This window comes from Pengzhenrongella frigida (assembly GCF_004168625.1).
Lineage (GTDB): Bacteria > Actinomycetota > Actinomycetes > Actinomycetales > Cellulomonadaceae > Pengzhenrongella > Pengzhenrongella frigida.
On record NZ_SDWW01000001.1, the window covers coordinates 49442 to 69038 of the forward strand.

14 protein-coding genes are annotated in these 19597 nt (G+C 72.1%); 4 read left to right on the forward strand and 10 right to left on the reverse strand.

Annotated features, from left to right (window positions below):
- Positions 1-84: 84 nt before the first annotated feature.
- From EUA98_RS00215 to purT, 5 genes are all read right to left on the reverse strand, one after another.
- Positions 85-1854 (reverse strand): ABC transporter ATP-binding protein, encoded by a 1770-nt coding sequence (locus EUA98_RS00215; protein WP_130100653.1) that lies wholly within the window; start codon positions 1852-1854, stop codon positions 85-87.
- Positions 1851-2957, reverse strand: coding sequence for an ABC transporter permease (locus tag EUA98_RS00220; RefSeq protein WP_130100654.1), 1107 nt, complete (start codon positions 2955-2957; stop codon positions 1851-1853). The genes EUA98_RS00215 and EUA98_RS00220 overlap by 4 nt, the downstream gene beginning before the upstream one ends.
- Complete coding sequence (locus EUA98_RS00225; protein ID WP_130100655.1) at positions 2957-4066, reverse strand: ABC transporter permease; 1110 nt, start codon at positions 4064-4066, stop codon at positions 2957-2959. The genes EUA98_RS00220 and EUA98_RS00225 overlap by 1 nt, the downstream gene beginning before the upstream one ends.
- Before the next feature lie 106 nt (positions 4067-4172).
- Entirely contained in the window at positions 4173-5792 is a 1620-nt protein-coding gene (locus tag EUA98_RS00230) for an ABC transporter substrate-binding protein (RefSeq protein WP_130100656.1), read from the reverse strand.
- 197 nt (positions 5793-5989) lie between these two features.
- The gene (gene purT / locus EUA98_RS00235; protein ID WP_130100657.1) at positions 5990-7240 is read right to left on the reverse strand and encodes a formate-dependent phosphoribosylglycinamide formyltransferase; all 1251 of its coding nucleotides are present in this window, start codon (positions 7238-7240) and stop codon (positions 5990-5992) included.
- Between the two features lie 172 nt (positions 7241-7412).
- Here purT and EUA98_RS00240 point away from each other — a divergent pair, with 172 nt between their 5' ends.
- From EUA98_RS00240 to EUA98_RS00255, 4 genes are all read left to right on the forward strand, one after another.
- On the forward strand, positions 7413-9311 hold the full coding sequence (locus EUA98_RS00240; protein ID WP_165372660.1) for a putative bifunctional diguanylate cyclase/phosphodiesterase: 1899 nt from the start codon (positions 7413-7415) through the stop codon (positions 9309-9311).
- Between the two features lie 6 nt (positions 9312-9317).
- Positions 9318-10133: a DUF429 domain-containing protein gene (locus tag EUA98_RS00245; protein WP_130100659.1), complete on the forward strand. Its 816-nt coding sequence runs from the start codon at positions 9318-9320 to the stop codon at positions 10131-10133.
- Between the two features lie 35 nt (positions 10134-10168).
- A complete protein-coding gene (locus EUA98_RS00250; RefSeq protein ID WP_165372661.1) occupies positions 10169-11806 on the forward strand; it encodes a histidine kinase N-terminal 7TM domain-containing diguanylate cyclase in 1638 nt (545 codons plus the stop codon).
- Between the two features lie 137 nt (positions 11807-11943).
- A complete protein-coding gene (locus EUA98_RS00255) occupies positions 11944-13275 on the forward strand; it encodes a transaldolase family protein (RefSeq protein WP_130100661.1) in 1332 nt (443 codons plus the stop codon).
- A 55-nt stretch (positions 13276-13330) separates the two neighbouring features.
- Here EUA98_RS00255 and dhaK read toward each other — a convergent pair whose 3' ends face one another.
- The 5 genes from dhaK to EUA98_RS00280 form a co-directional block, all read right to left on the reverse strand.
- Positions 13331-14326, reverse strand: coding sequence for a dihydroxyacetone kinase subunit DhaK (gene dhaK, locus EUA98_RS00260; protein WP_130100662.1), 996 nt, complete (start codon positions 14324-14326; stop codon positions 13331-13333).
- Positions 14327-14401: 75 nt separating this feature from the next.
- A complete protein-coding gene (dhaL, locus tag EUA98_RS00265; protein ID WP_130100663.1) occupies positions 14402-15055 on the reverse strand; it encodes a dihydroxyacetone kinase subunit DhaL in 654 nt (217 codons plus the stop codon).
- 48 nt (positions 15056-15103) lie between these two features.
- Entirely contained in the window at positions 15104-15877 is a 774-nt protein-coding gene (locus EUA98_RS00270; RefSeq protein ID WP_130100664.1) for an HAD-IA family hydrolase, read from the reverse strand.
- Positions 15874-16746, reverse strand: a complete 873-nt coding sequence (locus EUA98_RS00275) for a class II fructose-bisphosphate aldolase (RefSeq protein WP_130100665.1) — start codon at positions 16744-16746, stop codon at positions 15874-15876. The genes EUA98_RS00270 and EUA98_RS00275 overlap by 4 nt, the downstream gene beginning before the upstream one ends.
- Positions 16747-17098: 352 nt before the next feature.
- Positions 17099-19582, reverse strand: coding sequence for a glycoside hydrolase family 31 protein (locus EUA98_RS00280; protein ID WP_130100666.1), 2484 nt, complete (start codon positions 19580-19582; stop codon positions 17099-17101).
- Positions 19583-19597 lie beyond the last annotated feature (15 nt).

Consider the following 19597-nt stretch of genomic DNA (forward strand, 5'->3'; position numbering starts at 1 on the left):
TCATTCACATCGGTATGCGAACCGTCGACTTGAGCCTTCGCCCGCGACGTTCGCGCCGCGAGCCTACCTGCGGACCGACTCAGGTCACCCGCGCGTCGATTCGACCAGGTCGGCCCGCCGCCGGCGGCGATCGGCCTGTTCCGCCGGATCCGGGACGGGCACGGCCGCGAGCAGGGCCCGCGTGTACGCGTGCTGGGGCGCATTGAGGACCGCGGCGGTCGTGCCGACCTCGACGAGCCGCCCGGTACGCATCACCGCGACATCGTGCGCGACGAGGTCGATGACGGCGAGGTCGTGGCTGATGAACAGGCAAGCGAAGCCCATCTCGGTCTGGAGCTGCTGGAACAGGGCCAGCACGGTCGCCTGGACCGACACGTCGAGGGCACTGGTCGGCTCGTCGGCGATCAGCAGGTCCGGCCCCAGCACGAGCGCCCTGGCCAAGCTGACGCGCTGCCGCTGGCCGCCGGAGAGCTCGTGCGGGAAGCGACGGGCGAAGGACGCGGGCAGCTCCACCGCCTCGAGCAGCTCCGCCACCCGGCGTCGGCGGGAGGCGTCCGACCCCACCGCGTGCACCGAGAGCGGTTCGGAGATGGCTGCCCCGACGCTGGACCGCGGGTTCAGCGAGGCCGACGGGTCCTGGAACACGAACCCGAACCGCCGACGCAGGTCCCGCAGCACCCGGGGCGAGGCGGTCCGCAGATCCGTGCCGAAGACCTCGATGCTGCCGCTCACGGCCGGCACCAGGCCCACCGTGGTGCGCCCCACCGTCGTCTTGCCCGATCCGGACTCGCCAACCAGGCCGAGCACCTGGCCGGGCGCGATGGTGAACGAGACCCCGTCGACCGCGCGCAGACGGGGGGCCCCGAGCCGACCGGCGAACTCCACCACGAGGTCGCGGACCGCCAGCGCCGGGATCGAGGGCGGCACGACGACGGGCGGACCGGGAACGGAGGTGACGACCGCCGGGCCAGGAGCGGCTGCCACGGCGGCCGGGCCGGGATCGGCGCTCAGCGACCGGCCCTGGCCCAGGTGCGGGACCGCGGCGAGCAGCCGGCGCGTGTACGGGTGCGCGGGAGCAGCGAAGATCTGCGCGACGGAGGCCTCCTCGACGACCTCGCCGCGGTACATCACCACGACCCGGTCGGCCAGGTCGGCGACCACGCCCATGTTGTGGGTGATCAGCACGATCGCGGTGCCGAGGCGGTCGCGCAGGTCGCGCAGCAGCTCGAGGATCGCAGCCTGGACGGTGACGTCGAGAGCCGTGGTCGGCTCGTCGGCGATGATCACCTCGGGCTCGCACGCGATTGCGATCGCGATCATGACGCGCTGCTTCTGTCCGCCCGAGAGCTGGTGCGGGTACGAGTGGATGCGGCTGGCCGCGTCCGGGATGCCCACGAGCTCGAGAAGCTCGACGGCGCGGGCGCGGGCGGCGCGGCGGGACATCGGCCGGTGCACGCGCAGGGCCTGCACGACCTGCCAACCCACGGTCCGGACCGGGTCCAGCGAGGTGGCGGGCTCCTGGAAGATCATCGCGATCCGGTCCCCGCGCACCTTGCGCATCGACTCCCCGCGCAGGCCGGTGAGCTCGACGCCGTCGAGCTGGGCCGACCCGGCGACGGTGGCCGTGCCGGGCAGCAGCCCGAGCAGCGCGCGCGAGCTCACCGACTTGCCGGACCCCGACTCCCCCACCACGGCGACGATCTCGCCGGGGGCGACGGTGAAGCTGACCTCGCGCACGGCGCGCACCGGGCCGGCGTCGGAGGCGAACGTGACCGAGAGCCGGTCGAAGGCGAGCACGGGCCGGGCCGGGCCGGTCGAGGCGGTGGGGACGGCGGGCACGGTCGGGGCGGTCATCGACCGGCCTCCTCGGTCAGCGGGGCCCCGGCGGCGAGGCCGTCGGGATCCGGGTCGAGCGGGCTGTCGTGGGCCTGGCGGGGTCCGCCGTCGGCCACGCTGGGGGCGTCGTCGGCCACGATCTCGGCCTCGTCCGCCGTGGTGGCACCCCCGCCGCGGGTGCGGAGCATCGGGTTGAGGATGTCGTTCAGGCTCTCCCCCACGAGCGTGACGCCCGTGACCACCAGGACGATGGCCAGGCCGGGGTACACCCCCGTCCACCAGATGCCGTTCGAGGTGTCCGACAGCGCCTTGTTGAGGTCGTACCCCCACTCGGCGGCCGACGACGGCTCGATGCCGAAGCCGAGGAAGCCGAGCCCGGCCAGGGTGAGGATCGCCTCGGACGCGTTCAGGGTGGCGAGCACCGGGATGGACTGCGAGACGTTGGGCAGCACGTGCCGGAAGATGATCCGGCGCGGCCTCGCCCCGGTGATCCGGGCGGCGTCGACGAACGGCTCGTTCTTTACCGACACCGTCTGGTTGCGCACCACCCGGAAGTACTGCGGCACGAACACGACCGTGATGGACAGGGCCGCGGCGAAGATCCCGCCGAGCGGGGTGGACCGCCCGTTCGTGATCATGATCGCGACCACGATCGCGAGCAGCAGCGACGGGAACGCGTACAGCGCATCGGTCACGAGCACCAGCGCGCGGTCGACCTTGCCGCCCACGTACCCGGACACGACCCCGAGCGGGACACCCACGAGCAGGGAGATCGACACGGCCAGCACGATCACCGCGAGCGCGGTGCGGGCCCCGAAGATCACCCGGGACAGCACGTCCTGGCCACCGACGGTGGTGCCGAACCAGTGCGCGGCCGACGGCGGCTGCTGGGTGCCGAACACGACGCCGTCGGCCCGGTCGACGTTGAACCCGTACGGAGCGAGCACGGGTGCCAGCACCGCCACCACGACGAATACGGCAATGATGGTGAGCCCGGTCAGGAGCATCCCGCGCTGCAACCCGTGGGTCGAGCGCAGCAGCGCCATCCCCGGCAGGCCCCGACGTCGGGTGGGTGCCAGCGGCGTCAGGCCGCTGGTCTCGGTGACGACGATCGCGGTCATCAGTACCTCACCCTCGGGTCGACGAGCGCATTGACGACATCGATCAGGAAGCTGGAGAAGGCCACGACGACGGCGATGGCGGTGACGATGCCCTGCACGGCGACGAAGTCGCGCGCGAGGAGGTACCGCGAGAGCACGTAGCCCAGGCCCTGCCACTCGAACGTGGTCTCGGTGAGGATCGCCCCGCCGAGCATCATCGCGATCTGCATGCCCATCACCGTGACGACCGGCACCATCGCGTTGCGGAAGGCGTGCTTGCGCACCACGACCCGCTCGGAGACCCCGCGCGCCCGCGCCGCGGTGACGTAGTCCGTCCGCATGGTCTCCAGCAGGTTGATCCGGATCAGCCGGATGAACACCCCGGCGGTGAGCAGGCCGAGCGCGAGCGCCGGCAGGATCGCGTGCTCGAGGACGTTGAGGATGTACCCGGGGTCCCCGTAGAGGATCGCGTCCACGATCATGATGTTCGTCTTCGGCGTGACGTTGGTCAGGGCGATCTCGACCGAGGCCGAGGCACGGCCCGACGCGGGCAGCCAACCGAGGGTCGCGGAGAAGAGCAGCTTGAGCAGCAGCCCGACGAAGAACACCGGGGCGGCGTAGACCAGCACGGCGAACAGCCGGATGCTCACGTCCGGCAGCCGGTCGCGGTAGCGCGCGGCCAGCCGGCCGAGCGGGAGCCCGATCGCGAACGCGACCAGCAGCGCCCACATGGTGAGCTCGAGCGTGGCGGCGCCGTTGGTGACCAGCACCTCGCTGATCTCGCGGCGGTCGGTCAGCGCGGTCCCGAAGTCCCCGCGCACGAGGCCGCCGAGGTACTCCGCGTACTGCTGCAGGATCGGCCGGTCGAACCCGGCGGCCGCCTTGCGCTCGGCGAGCTGATCGGCGGACAGCCGACCCCCCTGCGACGCGGTGATCGGGTCACCGATGACGCGCATGAAGAAGAACACGACGGTGACCAGGATCAGCACCGTCGGCACGATCAGGGCAAGCCGCACCAGCAGGTACCGGACCAGCGGCGACCGCACCAGCGGACCGCGCGGAGCCCGCGCGCGGGCTACGTCGGTGGCGGGAGGTGCGGGCGGGGCGGGGGGGACGACGGTGACTGCCATGAGATCCGTTCGTGTCAGTGCGGGTCCGCTCGAGCGCGCTGCGCCCGCGGCCAGAACCGTGAGCGGGGGCCGCAACGAGCACGGCCCCCGCCCACGTCGTGGTGCGTCAGCTCTTGCTGAGGACCGAGTACCGGAACTGGAACGACGCGTTGAGCGTGTCCTGCACCCCGTCGACACCGTCGGCGGCCACGGCCACCTGCGAGCCCTGCAGCAGCGGCACGGTCGGGAGGTACTTCTCGGCGAGCTCCGTCTGGATCTTCTCGATCGTCGCGGCGCGGGTCTCCGGGTCGGCGTCCGTGCGCTCCGAGGCGAGCAGCGCGCTGATGTCGGCGTTCTCGAAGTGGTTGCCGAGGAAGTTGTCCACGTCGAAGAACGGCGTCAGGTAGTTGTCCGCGTCCGAGAAGTCCGGGAACCAGCCGAGCTGGTACGCCGGGTACGCGTCGGCCGTGCGCTCCTTGGCGTACGTGACCCACTCGGTCGACTCGAGCTGGACGGCGAACAGCCCGGTGGCCTCGAGCTGACGCTTGAGGGCGTTGTACTCGGCGTCCGAGCTCGTGCCGTAGTGGTCCGGGTTGTACTGCAGGTTGAGCGCGACCGGCGTGGCGACCCCGGCGTCGGCGAGGACCTTCGTGGCCGCGTCGACGTCGGGCTTGGTGCCGTAGATGTCCTCGAACGGCGTGGCCGCACCCGGCAGGCCGGACGGGACATAGGAGTACAGCGGCGTGTAGGTGTCCTTGTAGACCTGCGTCGCGATCTCCTGGCGGTCGATCGAGTACGCGAACGCCTGCCGCACAGCGAACTTCTGCTCGGGGGTCTCGCCCGGCTGGGTGTTGAGGTTGAACACGACGTACCGGATCTCACCGCCGGGACCGCTGATGACGTTGACGCCGTCGGTGGTGCCCAGCGACTCGATGTCGGTCGGGGTGAGGCTGCGCGTGGCGACGTCGATCTCGCCGCTGGCGATGTCGAGCTTGAGGTTGTTCGAGTCCGCGTAGTACTTCAGCGTGACGCTGTCGTTCTTCGCCGCACCCTGCACGCCCGCGTAGTCGGCGTTCTTGGTGAAGACCACGAGCTCGTTCTTCTTGTACGACGAGATCGTGTACGGACCGGCGAAGGCCTCGGCCGCCACGATCGCGTCGTCGTCGAGGAGCGCATCGGCCGGGAACGTCTTCTCGTCCACGATCGGCCCCGCCGGGGAGGCGAGGATCTGCGGGAAGGTCTGGTCGTTGGCGCCCTTGAGGGTGAAGGCCACGGTCGTGTCGTCCACGGCCTCGACCGACTCGAGGTTCGTGAGCAGCGACGACGGGCCGTTCGCGTCGGCGATCGCGACCTGGCGGTCGAAGCTGAACTTGACCGTCGAGGCGGTGAGCGGGTTGCCGTTGGCGAACGTCAGGCCCTCCCGCAGCACGCAGGTGTAGACGGTGTCGGAGGTGTACTCGCAGCTCTCGGCCGCGTCGGGCGCGAGGTCGGCCCCACCCGGCTCGAAGCTCATGAGGAACGGGAAGACCTGGGTCTCGACGTTGAACGAGCCGTTGTCGTAGGAGCCGGCCGGGTCGATCGCGGTGACCTTGTCCGTGGTGCCGACCAGGATCGAGGCGCCTGCGGCGTCGTCCGATCCGCCGGTGGCGGCATCGTCCGTGCGTCCGGCGCCGCAGGCGCTCAGGGCCAGTGCGGCGACGGCGGCCGTGGCGACCGCGCCGACAAGGCGGTGCGTGCTGTTCTTCACAAGGATCCTCTCGGGGGATGACACAGCCCTACCCGGGCTCAGGAGGTCGGCGCGGACGCCGGTGACGGGAGTCTGGCAGCGTTTTGTTACTCCCGCGTAACTTTTCGGTCACTCTGCGGTCACGGCCCGTTCACCACCGTGCAAGATCCGGTGTCCACCATATGAGATTCTGCGCAGCGAGCCGGCGCAGTCGGCGATCAGACGGCGCGGGGCCGCACCAGCGAGGCCGCGCGTCGGGCCCCGGCGCGGGCCACCTCGACGTCGACGTCGTGCACGAGGGCGACGCCCATCCGGCGCCGTGGGAAGCTCTCGCCCTTGCCGAACAGGCGGATCTCGCTGTGCGGCACGCGCAGCGCGTCGTCGACCGCGTCGAACACGAGGCCGGACGCCTCGACCCCGCCGTAGATCACCGCACTGGCCCCCGGGCTCTTGAGCGCGGTGTCCACCGGCAGGCCGAGGATCGCGCGGGCGTGCAGCTCGAACTCGTTCTGCCACTGGGTGACCATCGTGACCATCCCGGTGTCGTGCGGCCGCGGGCTGACCTCGTTGAACCAGACCTGCTCACCGGAGACGAACAGCTCCACGCCGAACACACCCTCACCGCCGAGGTTCTCGGTCACGGCTCGCGCGATCTGCTGCGCGCGTTCGCGGGCGACCGGCGGCATCGGGTGGGGCTGCCAGCTCTCGACGTAGTCGCCCCCGACCTGCCGGTGGCCGATGGGTTCGCAGAAGTACGTCCCCACCTCGCCGTCGGCGCCCCGCGCCCGGACGGTGAGCTGGGTGATCTCGTAGTCGAAGTCGACGAACGCCTCGACGATCACGCGCCCGCCGGCGACCCGGCCGCCGGACATCGCGTGGTCCCACGCGGCCCGCACGCCAGCGGCGTCGTCGATCCGGCTCTGCCCCTTGCCCGAGCTGCTCATCACGGGCTTGACCATGCACGGGTACCCGATCCCCGCCCCCTCAGTGCCCGCGCCCTCAGTGCCCGCGCCCTCAGTGCCCGCGCCCTCGATCGCCGCGGTCAGCTCCGCCAGGGTGTCGCAGAACCGGTACGGGCTCGTGGGCAGGGCGAGGGTCTCGGCGGCGAGCCGACGGATGCCCTCACGGTCCATCGTGAGCCGGGTGGCCCGGGCCGTCGGGACCACACGCACGATCCCCTCGGCCTCCAGGTCGGCGAGCACCGCGGTCGCGATCGCCTCGATCTCGGGCACCACGACGTCGGGCCGCTCGGCGAGGATCAGCTCGCGCAGCTCGGCCGGGTCGCTCATGTCGATCGTCCGGGCGTGGTGCGCCACCTGGTGACCAGGCGCCCGCGAGTACCGATCGACGGCGATCGTCTCCACCCCGAGGCGCTGCAGCGCGATCACGACCTCTTTGCCGAGCTCACCTGCCCCCAGGAGCATCACGCGCGTGGCCGACGACGAGTAGGGGGTACCGAGGGGCTTCATGGAGGTCACCCTCCCACGCGGTACCCGGCTAGCATTGCCCGAGGCCGACGCAGCGGTCGCCCTCCCCCGCACGACTCCGCCACCGTTTCGCACCACTCAGCAACCGCGCCCCGCAGTCGATAGGACGGCCGTGCCCGCTCCGAGTTCTTCCTGCGCCGGCATGGACCCCCTCGTGCGTTCGCCGGACGCGCGAGCCGCGTGGCACCTGCTCGACGCGCTCGAAGCGCCGACCTGCACCGTCCGGGCCGACAGCGAGATCGTCGAGGGCAACTCCGCCTGGCGGCAGTTCGCGAGCCAGAACGGCGGACACCCCGCCACGACGAGCATCGGCAGCAACTACCTGCAGGCGTGCGACCAGGCGATCGACGGCCCGGGCGCCGTCGGCGCGCGGCACGTGGCCACCGGGCTGCGCGCCGTCCTGGCCGGCGACGCGGAGCGCTACCAGAGCGAGTACCCCTGCCACGGCGACGGCGAGCAGCGCTGGTTCAGCGTCCGGATCGTCCCGCTCGAGGTCGACGGCGGCCCCGGGGCGCTGATCAGCCACGTCGACGTCACGGCGATGCACCTCGCGCAGGACGCCCTCGCCCACCAGGTGCTGCACGACGCCCTCACGGGGCTCCCCAACGGCGCTCTCCTCGCCGACCGGCTGGGCCAGGCCCTCGTGGACAGCATCCGCGGCGACCGTGGGGTCGGGGTCGCGTACATCGACATCGACCACTTCAAACGGGTCAACGACAGCCTGGGGCATGCCGCCGGCGACGCGCTGCTGGTGCAGGTGGCGCGGCGGCTCACCAGCTGCATGCGCGCGGGCGACACGCTCGCGCGGTACTCGGGGGACGAGTTCGTCGCCGTCTGGCGCGACGTCGCCTCCGACGAGGACGCCGCCATCCTCGGCGGTCGGCTCGCCCGGTCGCTCACGGCTCCGTTCGAGATCGGGGCCGCCTCGGTCAACATCACCGCGAGCGTCGGGGTCGTCGTCGGGCAGCCCACGCAGACGGGTGACGAGCTGATGCTCGCGGCGGACGCGGCGATGTACGACGCGAAGAGCCGCGGCCGCGGCCGGGTCCGCGTGTTCAGCGCCGAGCTGCGCGACCACCCGGGGGACGACCTCGCCACCGAGGTCGCGCTGCAGGCAGCCCTGTCCCGCTCCGAGCTCGTGCTGCACTACCAGCCGGTCATCGACCTGTGGACCGGTCGGGTGGTCGGGGTCGAGGCGCTGGTCCGCTGGCAGCACCCCGAACGGGGACTGCTCCCGCCACGGCACTTCATCCCGACCGCCGAGCTGAGCGGGCTGATCGTCCCGCTCGGCCGCTGGGCGCTGGACCGCGCGTGCCGCGACGCCGCAGCGATGACCGGACCGGCCGCCGGGCTCGACGTCGCGGTGAACCTCTCGGCCCGCCAGCTCACGCATCCGGACGTCGTGCGGCACGTGCGCGACGCGCTGGAGAGCAGCGGCCTCGACCCTCGCCGCCTCATGCTCGAGGTGACCGAGTCCGCCGTCCTGGAGGACGACGAGGTCGCGGCGGTCGCGCTCGACACGCTGTCCGCGCTCGGGGTGCGCATCGCGATCGACGACTTCGGCACGGGTTACAGCTCCCTGCTCTACCTGCGCCGGTACCCGATCGATGCGCTCAAGCTCGACCGCGCCTTCGTGTCCGGCCTGACGACCAGCCCCGACGACGAGGCGATCTGCGCCAGCGTGGTCAGCCTCGCGCACGCCGTCGGGGCCACCTCGATCGCCGAGGGGGTGGAGACCGTCGGGGAGTACGCCGCCCTGCGCGGCTACGGGTGCCAGCAGGCCCAGGGCTTCCTGTGGTCCCCCGCCGTGCCGATCGAGGAGCTCGCCGAGGTCGTGGTCGCGTGCCACCGGGTACCCCGACCGGCCCGGACCCGCCCGCACCTGCCGCACGCGACCCCACCTGCGCCCGACGTGGCTGCGCACATCGCCAGCCTCCACCGGGACGGCGCCTCGCTGCAGACGATCGCCGCCGCGCTCAACCGCGCGGCCCGCTCCCCCCAGCTCGGTGGCCGCTGGACGGCGAGCACCGTCGCTCGCCACCTCGCGGGCTGACCTGCCGTGGCGTACATCGGCCTCGACCTCGCATGGGGACGCAACGCCCGCACGGGCCTGGCCGCGCTCGATCCGGCCGGCCGGCTGACCGCGTCCGGCGCGGTCCGGACCGACGACGAGATCGCGGCCTTCGTCGCCGAGCACGCCCCGGGAGAGGTCGTGGCCGCGATCGACGCGCCGCTCGTGGTGCCGAACCTGACCGGCCGCCGGGTGTGCGAGGCGCTCGTCGCCCAGGAGTTCGGTCGCTATCACGCCGGGGCGTACCCGGCGAACCGCTCCCGGCCGTACTTCGACCCACCGCGCGCCGCCACGCTCGCGGAGCGCTTCGGCTGGGACGTGGACCCCGGGACGACCCCCTTGTCCGGCTCGTCCGTCGCGATCGAGGTCTATCCGCACCCGGCGATGGTCACGCTGTTCGGCCTCGCCACCGTCCTGCCGTACAAGGCCAAGCCCGGGCGCGACGTCGGCTCGCTGCGGGCCGCGTTCATCCTGCTGCTCGACCACCTCGAGCGCACCTGTGAGGACCCCCTGCAGCTGTCGCGATCCGCGCGGTGGGCAGGGCTGCGCCGCGCCGCGGCGACCGCCGAGCGCAAGAGCCAGCTCGGGGCGATCGAGGACGAGGTCGACGCGATCCTCTGCGCCTACCTCGCGTGGCTGTGGGGCCGCCAGGACCGGCGCATGCGGGTGCTCGGCGACGTCACGGGCGGCTACATCGTGATTCCGGGCACCGCCCAGGTACCGCCGGCGCCAGCGCCGCGAATGCCGCGGATCCCGTTTCCTCAACCCGGGGCACCTCCTGCCGATACAGGGGATAACCAGTGAACTGATCGGAGTTCCCGAGCTGAAAGTGAGCGATGGTGCTGCACGACCCCGTCGGCCTTGCCTACGCCGCGGCCGCCGTCGTCTTCGGCTGGATCGCCCGCCTCACCTGGGCGCGCCGGGCCCACAACCCGGCCCTTGCCAGCTCCCTGGTGGTGGTCATGCTGGGGCTCGGGGCCTCGTGCGTCGCCAACGCGATCGCGGTGTCGAGCGCGAACGAGCAGACCGCGGCGATCGCGACGTTGGCGATCCTGCCCACCGCCGGCATCGCGGCCGGCGCGTTCTTCTGCCTCGGACTGAGCTGCGCACAGCCGCAGTGGCGGGCACACCGAACCCTGCTCCTCTGGCTGCTGATCGAACCGGTCGCGATCACCGCGGCCGTGGTGACCAACCGCTGGCACGAGTGGGTGTACGCAGGCCCGGGCGCCACCGACCTGACCGGGTCGGCCGCCTGGCTGCACGGCTCGGCGTACTGGTCGCACACGGGGTACTGCTACGCGATGTTCGGTGCCGGCTGCGTGCTGATCGCCTGGGGGTGGTGGACCGCCCCGGCACCCTTCCGGCGGCAGCGGCTCGCCTTCCTCCTCGCCGCCCTGATCCCGATCGCCGCCAACGTGGCCTACATCGCGAGCGGGTTCGACGAGGACGTCGATCCCACCCCGTTCGGGTTCGCCGTGACGGGCGCGATCATGGCCTACGCGATCTTCCGGCAGGAGCTGTTCACCCTGTCGCCCGTGGCGCGCGCCCTGATCGTCGACCAGATCGGCGACGCGGTGATGGTCGTCAACCCCGCCGGCCGCATCGTCGACCTGAACATCACGGCGTGCGCGCTCGTCCGGGCGGTGCACCCGCAGGCACCGGACGACCTGATCGGGCTGAGCGCCGAGGGGTACTGCGGCGAGGCCCACGGCTCGGACCAGTCCTCGACCGAGCTCGTCGTGGACCTGCCGGGCGGCCGGACCGAGTTCCAGGTGCGCTCGTCCCCGCTCCTCGACCGGCGCGGGAGGCTGCTCGGGGAGGTCCTCGTCGCGCGTGACGTCACCGAGGCGCACGCCCAGGAACGCCGCCTGATCGCCGCCAACACGCGCCTGATCGCCCAGGTCGAGACCATCGACCGGCTCCGCGCGGACCTCGTCGAGCTGTCCAGCCGGGACCCGCTCACCGGGCTGCACAACCGGCGCTACATGGTCGACCAGTTCGGGCAGATGGTCACCGCGGCCGAGCGCACCGGGGAGCCGCTCGCGGTCGTCCTGCTCGACATCGACCGGTTCAAGGCCATCAACGACGTGCACGGCCATCTTGCCGGGGACGACGCCCTCGTCGCCCTCGCGCAGCGGATCCGGGCCCGGGCCCCGGCCGACGCGCTGGTGGCCCGCTGGGGCGGCGAGGAGTTCTTCGTCGCGCTGCCCGGCACCGACGGCGCCTGCGGACTGGCGTTCGCCGACGACGTCCGCAGCCTGTGCGCGCAGGACGGCCTCCCCATCGCCGGGCAGGCGATCCCGTGCACCCTCAGTGGCGGGGTCGCCACCTACCCCGAGTCGGGCGTCACCCCCAACGAGCTGTTCCACGGTGCCGACCTGGCGTTGTTCGAGGCCAAGGACGCCGGTCGCAACACCGTGCGGCTGCACGTGCGCTTCACCGGGCCCACGCTCGACAGCCTGCTGCCGCAGACCTGAGCCGCTCCCCCGCTGCGACGGTGCTCGCGCGCAACTTGCCGCGCAACTCGCCGCGCGACTCCCGCGCGCGCCGCGGGTCCGGCGGAGGCACGATGGAGTTCTAGCCGCGTCCTCGTCCACCAGGCGAAGGAGCCACGATGAGCACCCGAGCCGACGTCCCCGTCGCCCAGCCGACCTATCGGATCCGCACCCTGAACCTCCCCCCGGTCGTCGGGCACGAGGCCTACGTGCGGCGGGTGCTCGACCAGCCGCTGACCTATCCGACCTTCCTCGAGCTCAGCGGGGTGGCGCGCCATCTCGGGGTGACCACGGAGCTCAAGGACGTCGTCGACTACTTCGCCACCCCCGCGGGCCACACCCCGCCCGGCTTCCGGATCGCCTGGGCCGTCCAGTCCGGCGGGCTGCTCGAGGCCGACCTCGTGCGCGACCTGTCCTACGACGTCGACGGCGCGCTGCGCCCGACCAACCTGCTGTTCTCGGCCGACAGCGCCAACCCGTACGAGATCGCGCCGATCGCCGGGCTCGTCGCGAACCTGACGTGCAACCCGGGGATCATCTACGACCTGTTCCTCAAGAACCCCGCGGCGAACGTCGGCGGGGTCTTCAAGGACCGCGACGAGGTCATGGCCGAGATCGGCCGGATCCTCGGCCCGGGGTGCGACATCAGCGTCGAGCTGAACAACCCGTTCGACCCCGACTTCGCCCGCATCATGGACGAGGTCGACAAGTTCCGCGAGATGCTCTCCCGCTGGCGGATCGTGATCAAGGTCCCGCACACCGGCCCGGTCAACGCGGACAACGTGGGCCAGCTGCTCTCGAGCGACAAGCACCTCGACCAACGCTGGTGGGAGCCCTCGACGGTCGACGCCTTCCGCGGGCACAACCTCGCCCTCCGACTGCGCGAGCAGGGCATCCGCGTCAACTTCACCCTGATGTTCGAGCCGTACCAGGCCCAGCTCGCGCTGCAGGCCCGGCCGTACTTCATCAACGCGTTCATCCGGCACCGCCTGATGCAGTCGACCCGGTTGGCGGACCTGCTCGACGACTTCGCCGCGACGGAAGACCCGAGCGTGCTCGCCTCGCTGCGCACCTACCTGATCCAACAGGACTACCTGGCCCGCACGGACACCGACTTCGACCTCACCGAGGCGCGGCAGATGGCTGAGCAGATCGTGGCCTACCGGCAGGTGCGGAGCGCCGCGGGGGTGGACGGGCTCGACGCCGTCCGGCACAACCTGCGCGTGCTGCGCTCGGCCAACCTGCCCGACACCCGACTGATCGTGTGCTCGATGGAAGGCCCCCGGAACTACCCGGAGATCGACCGGCTGCTCGCCAGCGACGAATTCGCGGACATGAGCCGGCGACTGGTCCTCACCGCCGAGCCGGGCTACCTCGCCCGGTTCACGTCGACCAACCAGGTCGTCAGCTATCAGCGCCGCTTCATGACGGCCGCCCAGGGCCAGAGCTGACCCCGGGCGGCGTCGTCACGGTGCTGTTCCAGCCGGCGACGTTGTTCCGGCCCGTTCAGAACACCCGGTAGGCGATCTCCGCCGGCGCGTCCAGCAGCGCGTCGATCTCCGGGTCCAGCCGGACCAGGGTCAGGGACGCCCCGGCCATGTCGAGCGACGTGCAGTACTCGCCGACGTAGCTGCGCCGCACTGCGATGCCCCTGGCCGCGAGCTTCTCGTGGGCGATGCCGAACAGCAGGTACAGCTCGCTGATCGGGGTGCCGCCGAGACCGTTGATCATCAGGGCCACGCTGTCCCCCGAGGTGTACGGCAGGTCGGGGACGACGGCGTCGAGCATCTCGTCGACGATCTCGTCGGCCGAGACGAGCTTTGCCCGACGGCGGCCGGGCTCGCCGTGGATCCCGACGCCGACCTCGATCTCGTCCGCGCCCAGGTCGAACAGCGGCGAGCCCTTGGCCGGCGGGGTGCACGCGGTCAGGGCGATGCCGATGGTCCGGGTCACGGAGTTGACCTTCTCGCCGATCCGGACGACCTCGTCGAGATCGGCCCCCGCCTCCGCGGCGGCGCCGACGGCCTTCATGACGAAGAAGTTGCCCGCAACCCCGCGCCGGCCGACCGTCCAGGTCGAGTCCTCGACCGCGACGTCGTCGTTGATGAACAGCGTCTGGACCTTGATGCCGTCCGCGGAGCTCATCTCCTGGGCCATCTCGAAGGCCATCTTGTCGCCGGTGTAGTTGTTCACCAGCAGCAGCACGCCCTTGTCGGAGGCGAGCAGCTTGACCGACTCGTACACGTAGTCCATCGGGGGTGCGGCGAAGACGTCACCCGGGCAGGCGCCGTCGAGCATCCCCTTGCCGACCGTCATCACGTGGGCCGGCTCGTGCCCGGAGCCCGAGCCCTGGATGATCGACACCTTGTCCTGCCGGGGCGCGTCCGCGCGCATGATGAGGTTGTACTCCGGGACGTACCGCAGGGTGTCCGGGTTGGCGAGCGCGATGCCCCTGAGCATCTGGGGGACGAACTGCTTGGGGTCGTTCACGAACTTCTTCACCGCTACCTCCACGACGTTGTGATGGGTGGGTTGGTCGAACTGTTGAGCTGTTGAGCTGTCCTTGGTGGGGCCGGGCTAGCCGGCGCGTGCGGCCTCACGTTCGGACCACTGGTCGGCGATCCGCTCGATCAGGACCGCGACCGCGACGGCACCCGCGTCGGGTGAACCGATGCTGCGCTCGCCGGTGTAGCTCGCGCGCCCGCGCCGGGCCTGCATCACGGTGGTCGCCTCGGCCGCCGCGCGGGCCGTCACAGCGGCGGAGTCGAGGACGGCCTGCGCGCGCAGACCCTGGGCGACGAGCGTGGCGACGTCGTCGCGCACCGGGACCAGGGCGTCGAGGAGGGTCTTCTCCCCGACCTCGGCCCCGCCGCGCGCCTTGATCCCCTCGATCGCCGCGGAGAGCATCTCGACGGCCGCGGGGCCGTCGATCACGTCCCGACTCTTGGCCACCGTCGCCGCGCGCAGGAACGCGGTCCCCCACAGCGGCCCGGACGTCCCGCCGATCCGGCCGGCGATGATCATGGCGACCTTCTGCAGGAACGTCCCGGCGTCGGAGCGGTCGAGGGTGTCCCACTGCTCGAGGACGATCTCGAACCCACGAGCGAGCGAGTACCCGAAGTCGCCGTCGCCGACCACCGAGTCCAGATCACCGAAGTAGATCTCGTTCTCCACCGCGCTCTGGGCGATCACCCGCACCACGAACTCGACGTCGCCTACGTCTGCGGCCATGCGTCTCACTCCTTCAGGGGGGCTGATGAGCTCAGGTGGCTGATTCGTTCACGGGCTGATGAGCCGGGTCAGGTGGGACAGGCGGACCTCGTCGCCGACGTCGAGCCGGTGCGGATCGGAGATCACCTGGGTGAGCTCGTCGGGCGCGTCACCGAGCGAGGAGACCACGAGCGCCGCGCCGGTGAAGTCCTCGTCGGCCGTGTAGGTGCTCACCGTGACGACGGTCGTCAGGCCGGCCGCGAGCGCGGCGGCCAGGCCGTTCGCACTGTCCTCGATGACCACGGCGTCGGCCGCGTCGATGCCGAGCCCGCGCAGGGCGAGGAGGTAGATGTCCGGTGCGGGCTTCTTGCGTTCGACGGCGTCGCCCGCGAAGACCGCGAAGTCCGCCGCCCGCGCCGCGCCGACGGTGTGCTCGAGCACCGCGCGCACCGAGGGCTCGGCCGAGGTCGAGGCCACCGCGAGCAGCCACCCGGCGGCCGCAGCCTCCTCGACCAGCCGGGCCACGCCCGGACGGCCCGGCAGCTCGCCGGCGGCCACCTTCGCGGTGTACTTGCCCGTCTTGATCCGGTGCCAGACGGCGATCATGGCCCGTTGCCCCTCGGCATCGCGGGGCAGCCCTTCCCGGACGACGAACTCGGGGGTGAGCAGGCTCGCCATCCGCTCCTTGCCGCCGCCGATGGTCACGTACCGGGCGTAGTCCTCGTCGGTCCACCGCACGTGCAGACCGACCTCGGCGAACGTCTCGTTGAACGCCGGGAGATGGCCGTACCGCTCCGTGTCGGCCAGGACGCCGTCGCAGTCGAAGATCAGGGCCGGGCTCATCGGGCGGCCGCTGCCTGGGCCCGGCCGGCCGAACCGAACATCTCCAGGTGCTTGGCGACCTCGGCCGTCACGGCCCGCGAGATGTCGGCGAACATCGATGGCGGGTCCCACCTCCCCGCGGCCTCGGCCTGCCGGGTGTGGTCGAGCGCCGCCCGCATGTACGCGAGCTTCAGGCCGGTCGAGATGTTGATCTTGGACACCCCAGCATCGATGAACGCCCGGAAGTCGCGCTCGCCGAGCCCGGTGCCGCCGTGCAGCACGATCGGCCGGTCGGACAGCCGGGCGAGCGCGCGGACCCGCTCGGGCAGCAGCACCGGCGAGCGCGTGTAGGCGCCGTGGGCGGTCCCGAGCTGGGGCGCGAGCAGATCGGCGCCGGTGCGTCCCGCGACCGCCGCGAGCTGCTCGACCGAGTAGGCGTGCAGGGCGGTGTCGGAACCCACACCGTCCTCGACGCCGATGATGTTCTCGATCTCGGACTCGACGTCGACCCCCGCGGCGTGCGCGAGGGCGACCACCTCGGCGGTCTCGGCCTCGGCCGCGGCCAGGTCGCGGTCGGAGGCGTCGAAGAGCACCGAGGACCACCCCGCGGCGACCACGTCGGCGATCAGGGCGCGATCGGGGCAGTGGTCGAGGTGCAGGGCGACCGGGACCGGCGCTGGTCCGGCCGCGGCCCGGAACATCGTGGTCATGAGGTCGACGCCGATCGACCGGGCGGTCTTGACCGAGACCTGCACGATCAGGGGTGCCGACAGGTCCACCGCAGCGGCGATCGCGGCCCGCAGGCTCAGGTCGTCCAGGATGTTCACGGCGGCGACGCCGTACCCGTTCGCCTGGCCGTGCCGCGCGAGCTGGACCGTCGACTCGATCATGTATCGATTGAACGCCCTGACGGCCGGAACCGCCCGCGCAGAACGGCCGGGCAGGTCAGACGGCCGGGCAGGTCAACCGGCAGGCCGGGTCAGACAGCCGGGTCAGACGGCAGGGCAGGCGAGCACGACCTCGGCCGGCATGCCCTGGATCCAGGCCCGACGGCGGCTCGGGTCGGGGCGGCGCTGGGGTGACCTCAGCAACGTGCGGAGTCTGGTCATGGTTATCACTTCTCCCCCGAAGGGCCCCTCGGAGAACCCTCCTGCTGCCACGGTACGCCGAGGTCGGCGAGCCGGCCCGATCGGCAGGACGGCCGGGTCGCGGGCGAGGCGAGGGACCGGTGGGGCCGCTGGTTCAGGGCTCCGCGGTGGCCGAGATGAGCTCCAGGAGGGCGCCGAACAGGTTTCCCGGGAGGTCGAGCGCGTGCAGCGCGGACAGCCGCGCGGTCGGGGTCGCGGCGTCCATCGCGGCCATCGCGCGGGCCTTGTCGTCGTAGGCGATCTCGGCGTCGTCGAGCAGCGCGAACACGTGCGCGACGACGTCGGGACCGGCCAGCCGGACCCCCTCGACCACGAGCTCGAGGCCGGCGGTCAGGTCGACCGTGCCGACCTCGACGACGGTGCTGATTGTGCCGACCGAGCCGACCGTGCCGACGGCGACCGTGCCGACGGGTCCCGCCGCCACGACGTGGACGTCCGCCTCGGTGGGCCCGGCCACCACCCGCGCGTTCCGGACGCCGCTCACGCCGACGAGCTCGACGGTGAGCGTGCGCCGGGTGGCCACCCCCGGACCGGTCGGCGGGGCGATCCGGAGCACGGCACGCAGCCCGTCGACGGCGTCGTCGTGCCAGGTCGCCGTGATCGCGGTCTCCTGGCGGTCGGCGACCGCGGGGTCGCCCCGGCCGTCGTCCTCGAGCAGGACGCAGCCGCCGTCGGCCCGCGGGAAGACCCTCAGCACGAGCGCCTCGGGGTTCGCGCCGGCGTCGGCCGTCGGGTCGGCGGCCAGCGGCACGACCGCCCCGGCGCGCGCGAGCACCGGCATCTCGGCCACGGTCCGGTGCAGGTTCAGCCACCGGTCGCCGTCGTACCGGCGGCCGGTGAAGAAGTCGAACCACGTCCCCTCGGGCAGCCAGGCCGTGACCTGCCCCCGGTGGGAGCGGCGGTCGACGGGGGTGGTGATCGGTGCGACGAGGAGGTCCGGGCCGAACAGGAACTGGTTCGGGACCTCGTACGCCCCACCCGCGCCGGGGTGGTCGTGGTACATCGGCCGGACCGGGGCGATCCCCTCAGTGCGGGCGACCCACATCGCGGTGTAGAGGTAGGGCACGAGCTGGTGGCGCAGCCGCAGGAAGGCCGCCATCGTCCGCTCGGCCTCGGCGCCGAAACGCCACGGCTCCTTGGAGTTGAACGGGCTGATCGTCGAGTGCAGCCGGTTCACCGGCGAGAAGACCCCGAGCTGGAACCAGCGCGTGGTGAGCTCGACGTCCCGCGCGCCGCCGAGGTGGCCGCCGATGTCGTGGCTCCACCAGAAGTAGCCGACGTTTGCGGCGGTCGCGGTGAAGTACGGCTGGAAGTCGAGCGAGGCCCAGGTCGCGACCGTGTCGCCGGAGAACCCGACCGGGTAGCGGTGGCTGCCCAGGCCGGCGTACCGGGACAGGATCAGCGGGCGGCGCCCGGCGCGGGCCGCGTCGTCGTGGTGCACCCGGTTGAGCATCCACAACGGGTCGAGGCCGGCCACGCGCGAGTGCGTGCCGGACTGCCAGTCGAGCCACCAGAAGTCCACCCCGATCTGCTCGTGCGGGTGGTGCAGCCGGGTGAGGTAGGCGCGGACGAACTCGCGCGAGGTGATGTCGAACGCGATCTCGAGCCCGTCGGCCGGGTCGAGCCCCAGGTCCCGCGCGACGTCGGCGTACGCGTCCTCGTGACGGCGCACGCCGTCGGCCGGGTGGACGTTGAGGGTGACGCGCAGGTCGCGGTCGTGCAGGTCGGCGAGGAACGCCGCGGGATCGGCGAACACCTCGGGGTCCCAGGTGTACCCGGTCCAGCCGCTTCCGAGCGACGGGTCGATGTCGACCAGGTGCCAGTCCATGTCCAGGACCGCCACCGAGAGCGGGATGCCGCGGTCCGCGAACGTGTCCATGAGCGCGAGGTACTCGTCGGCCGAGTACCGGTGGTAGCGGCTCCACCAGTTCCCCAGGGCCCAGCGCGGCAGGAGCGGGCTCGGTCCGGTGAGCCGGAAGAAGTCCCGCAGCGCGCCGGCGAAGTCGCTGCCGTAGCCGAAGAAGTACAGGTCCTGCGCGCCCCCGGCGCGCGGGGCGAACCACCCGTCGTCGGTGAGGCGGACCGAGGTCGAGTCGTCCACGACGGCGTAGCCGTGCCGCGACAGCAGGCCCGGCTCCAGCGCGACGGCGCCGTCGACGTCGTCGAGCGTGCGGGCGGTGCCGCCGAGGTTGCTCTGGCGGCCGTCCTGCCAGTCGACCGGGTCGCCGTGGTGCCACGTCGTGCGGTGCGCCCCCTGCGAGCGGACCCGCATCGACACCGCGAGCCCGGCGCCGCTGAACGGGCCCTTGTCGTAGCGCAGGTGCAGGTGCTCGGTCCACAGCTCCAGCGTGTCGTCGGTCTCGGCGACCGTGAACGCGGGGACGTCGAACCGGCGGCGGACGACCAGCTGCGTGGGTTCGTCCGTGAACGCGCCGTCCGGCGTGATGGCGCCGCCGTTCGGCGCGCCGCTGTGCTCCAGCCGCAGCAGCCGGCTGGTCAGGACCGTGATCCGGAACCCGTCCCCCTGCACGACGGCGAGCGGGTCGGCCTGGGACGGGGACGCGTCGATGAGGGGCACGGCCCCAGCCTCCTC

Coding starts and splice junctions, on each gene's coding strand:
- EUA98_RS00215 (WP_130100653.1), bottom strand. CDS start 1,854: ATGACCGCCCCGACCGTGCCCGCCGTCCCCACCGCCTCGACCGGCCCG.
- EUA98_RS00220 (WP_130100654.1), bottom strand. CDS start 2,957: ATGACCGCGATCGTCGTCACCGAGACCAGCGGCCTGACGCCGCTGGCA.
- EUA98_RS00225 (WP_130100655.1), bottom strand. CDS start 4,066: ATGGCAGTCACCGTCGTCCCCCCCGCCCCGCCCGCACCTCCCGCCACC.
- purT (WP_130100657.1), bottom strand. CDS start 7,240: ATGAAGCCCCTCGGTACCCCCTACTCGTCGTCGGCCACGCGCGTGATG.
- EUA98_RS00255 (WP_130100661.1), top strand. CDS start 11,944: ATGAGCACCCGAGCCGACGTCCCCGTCGCCCAGCCGACCTATCGGATC.
- dhaL (WP_130100663.1), bottom strand. CDS start 15,055: ATGGCCGCAGACGTAGGCGACGTCGAGTTCGTGGTGCGGGTGATCGCC.
- EUA98_RS00270 (WP_130100664.1), bottom strand. CDS start 15,877: ATGAGCCCGGCCCTGATCTTCGACTGCGACGGCGTCCTGGCCGACACG.
- EUA98_RS00275 (WP_130100665.1), bottom strand. CDS start 16,746: ATGATCGAGTCGACGGTCCAGCTCGCGCGGCACGGCCAGGCGAACGGG.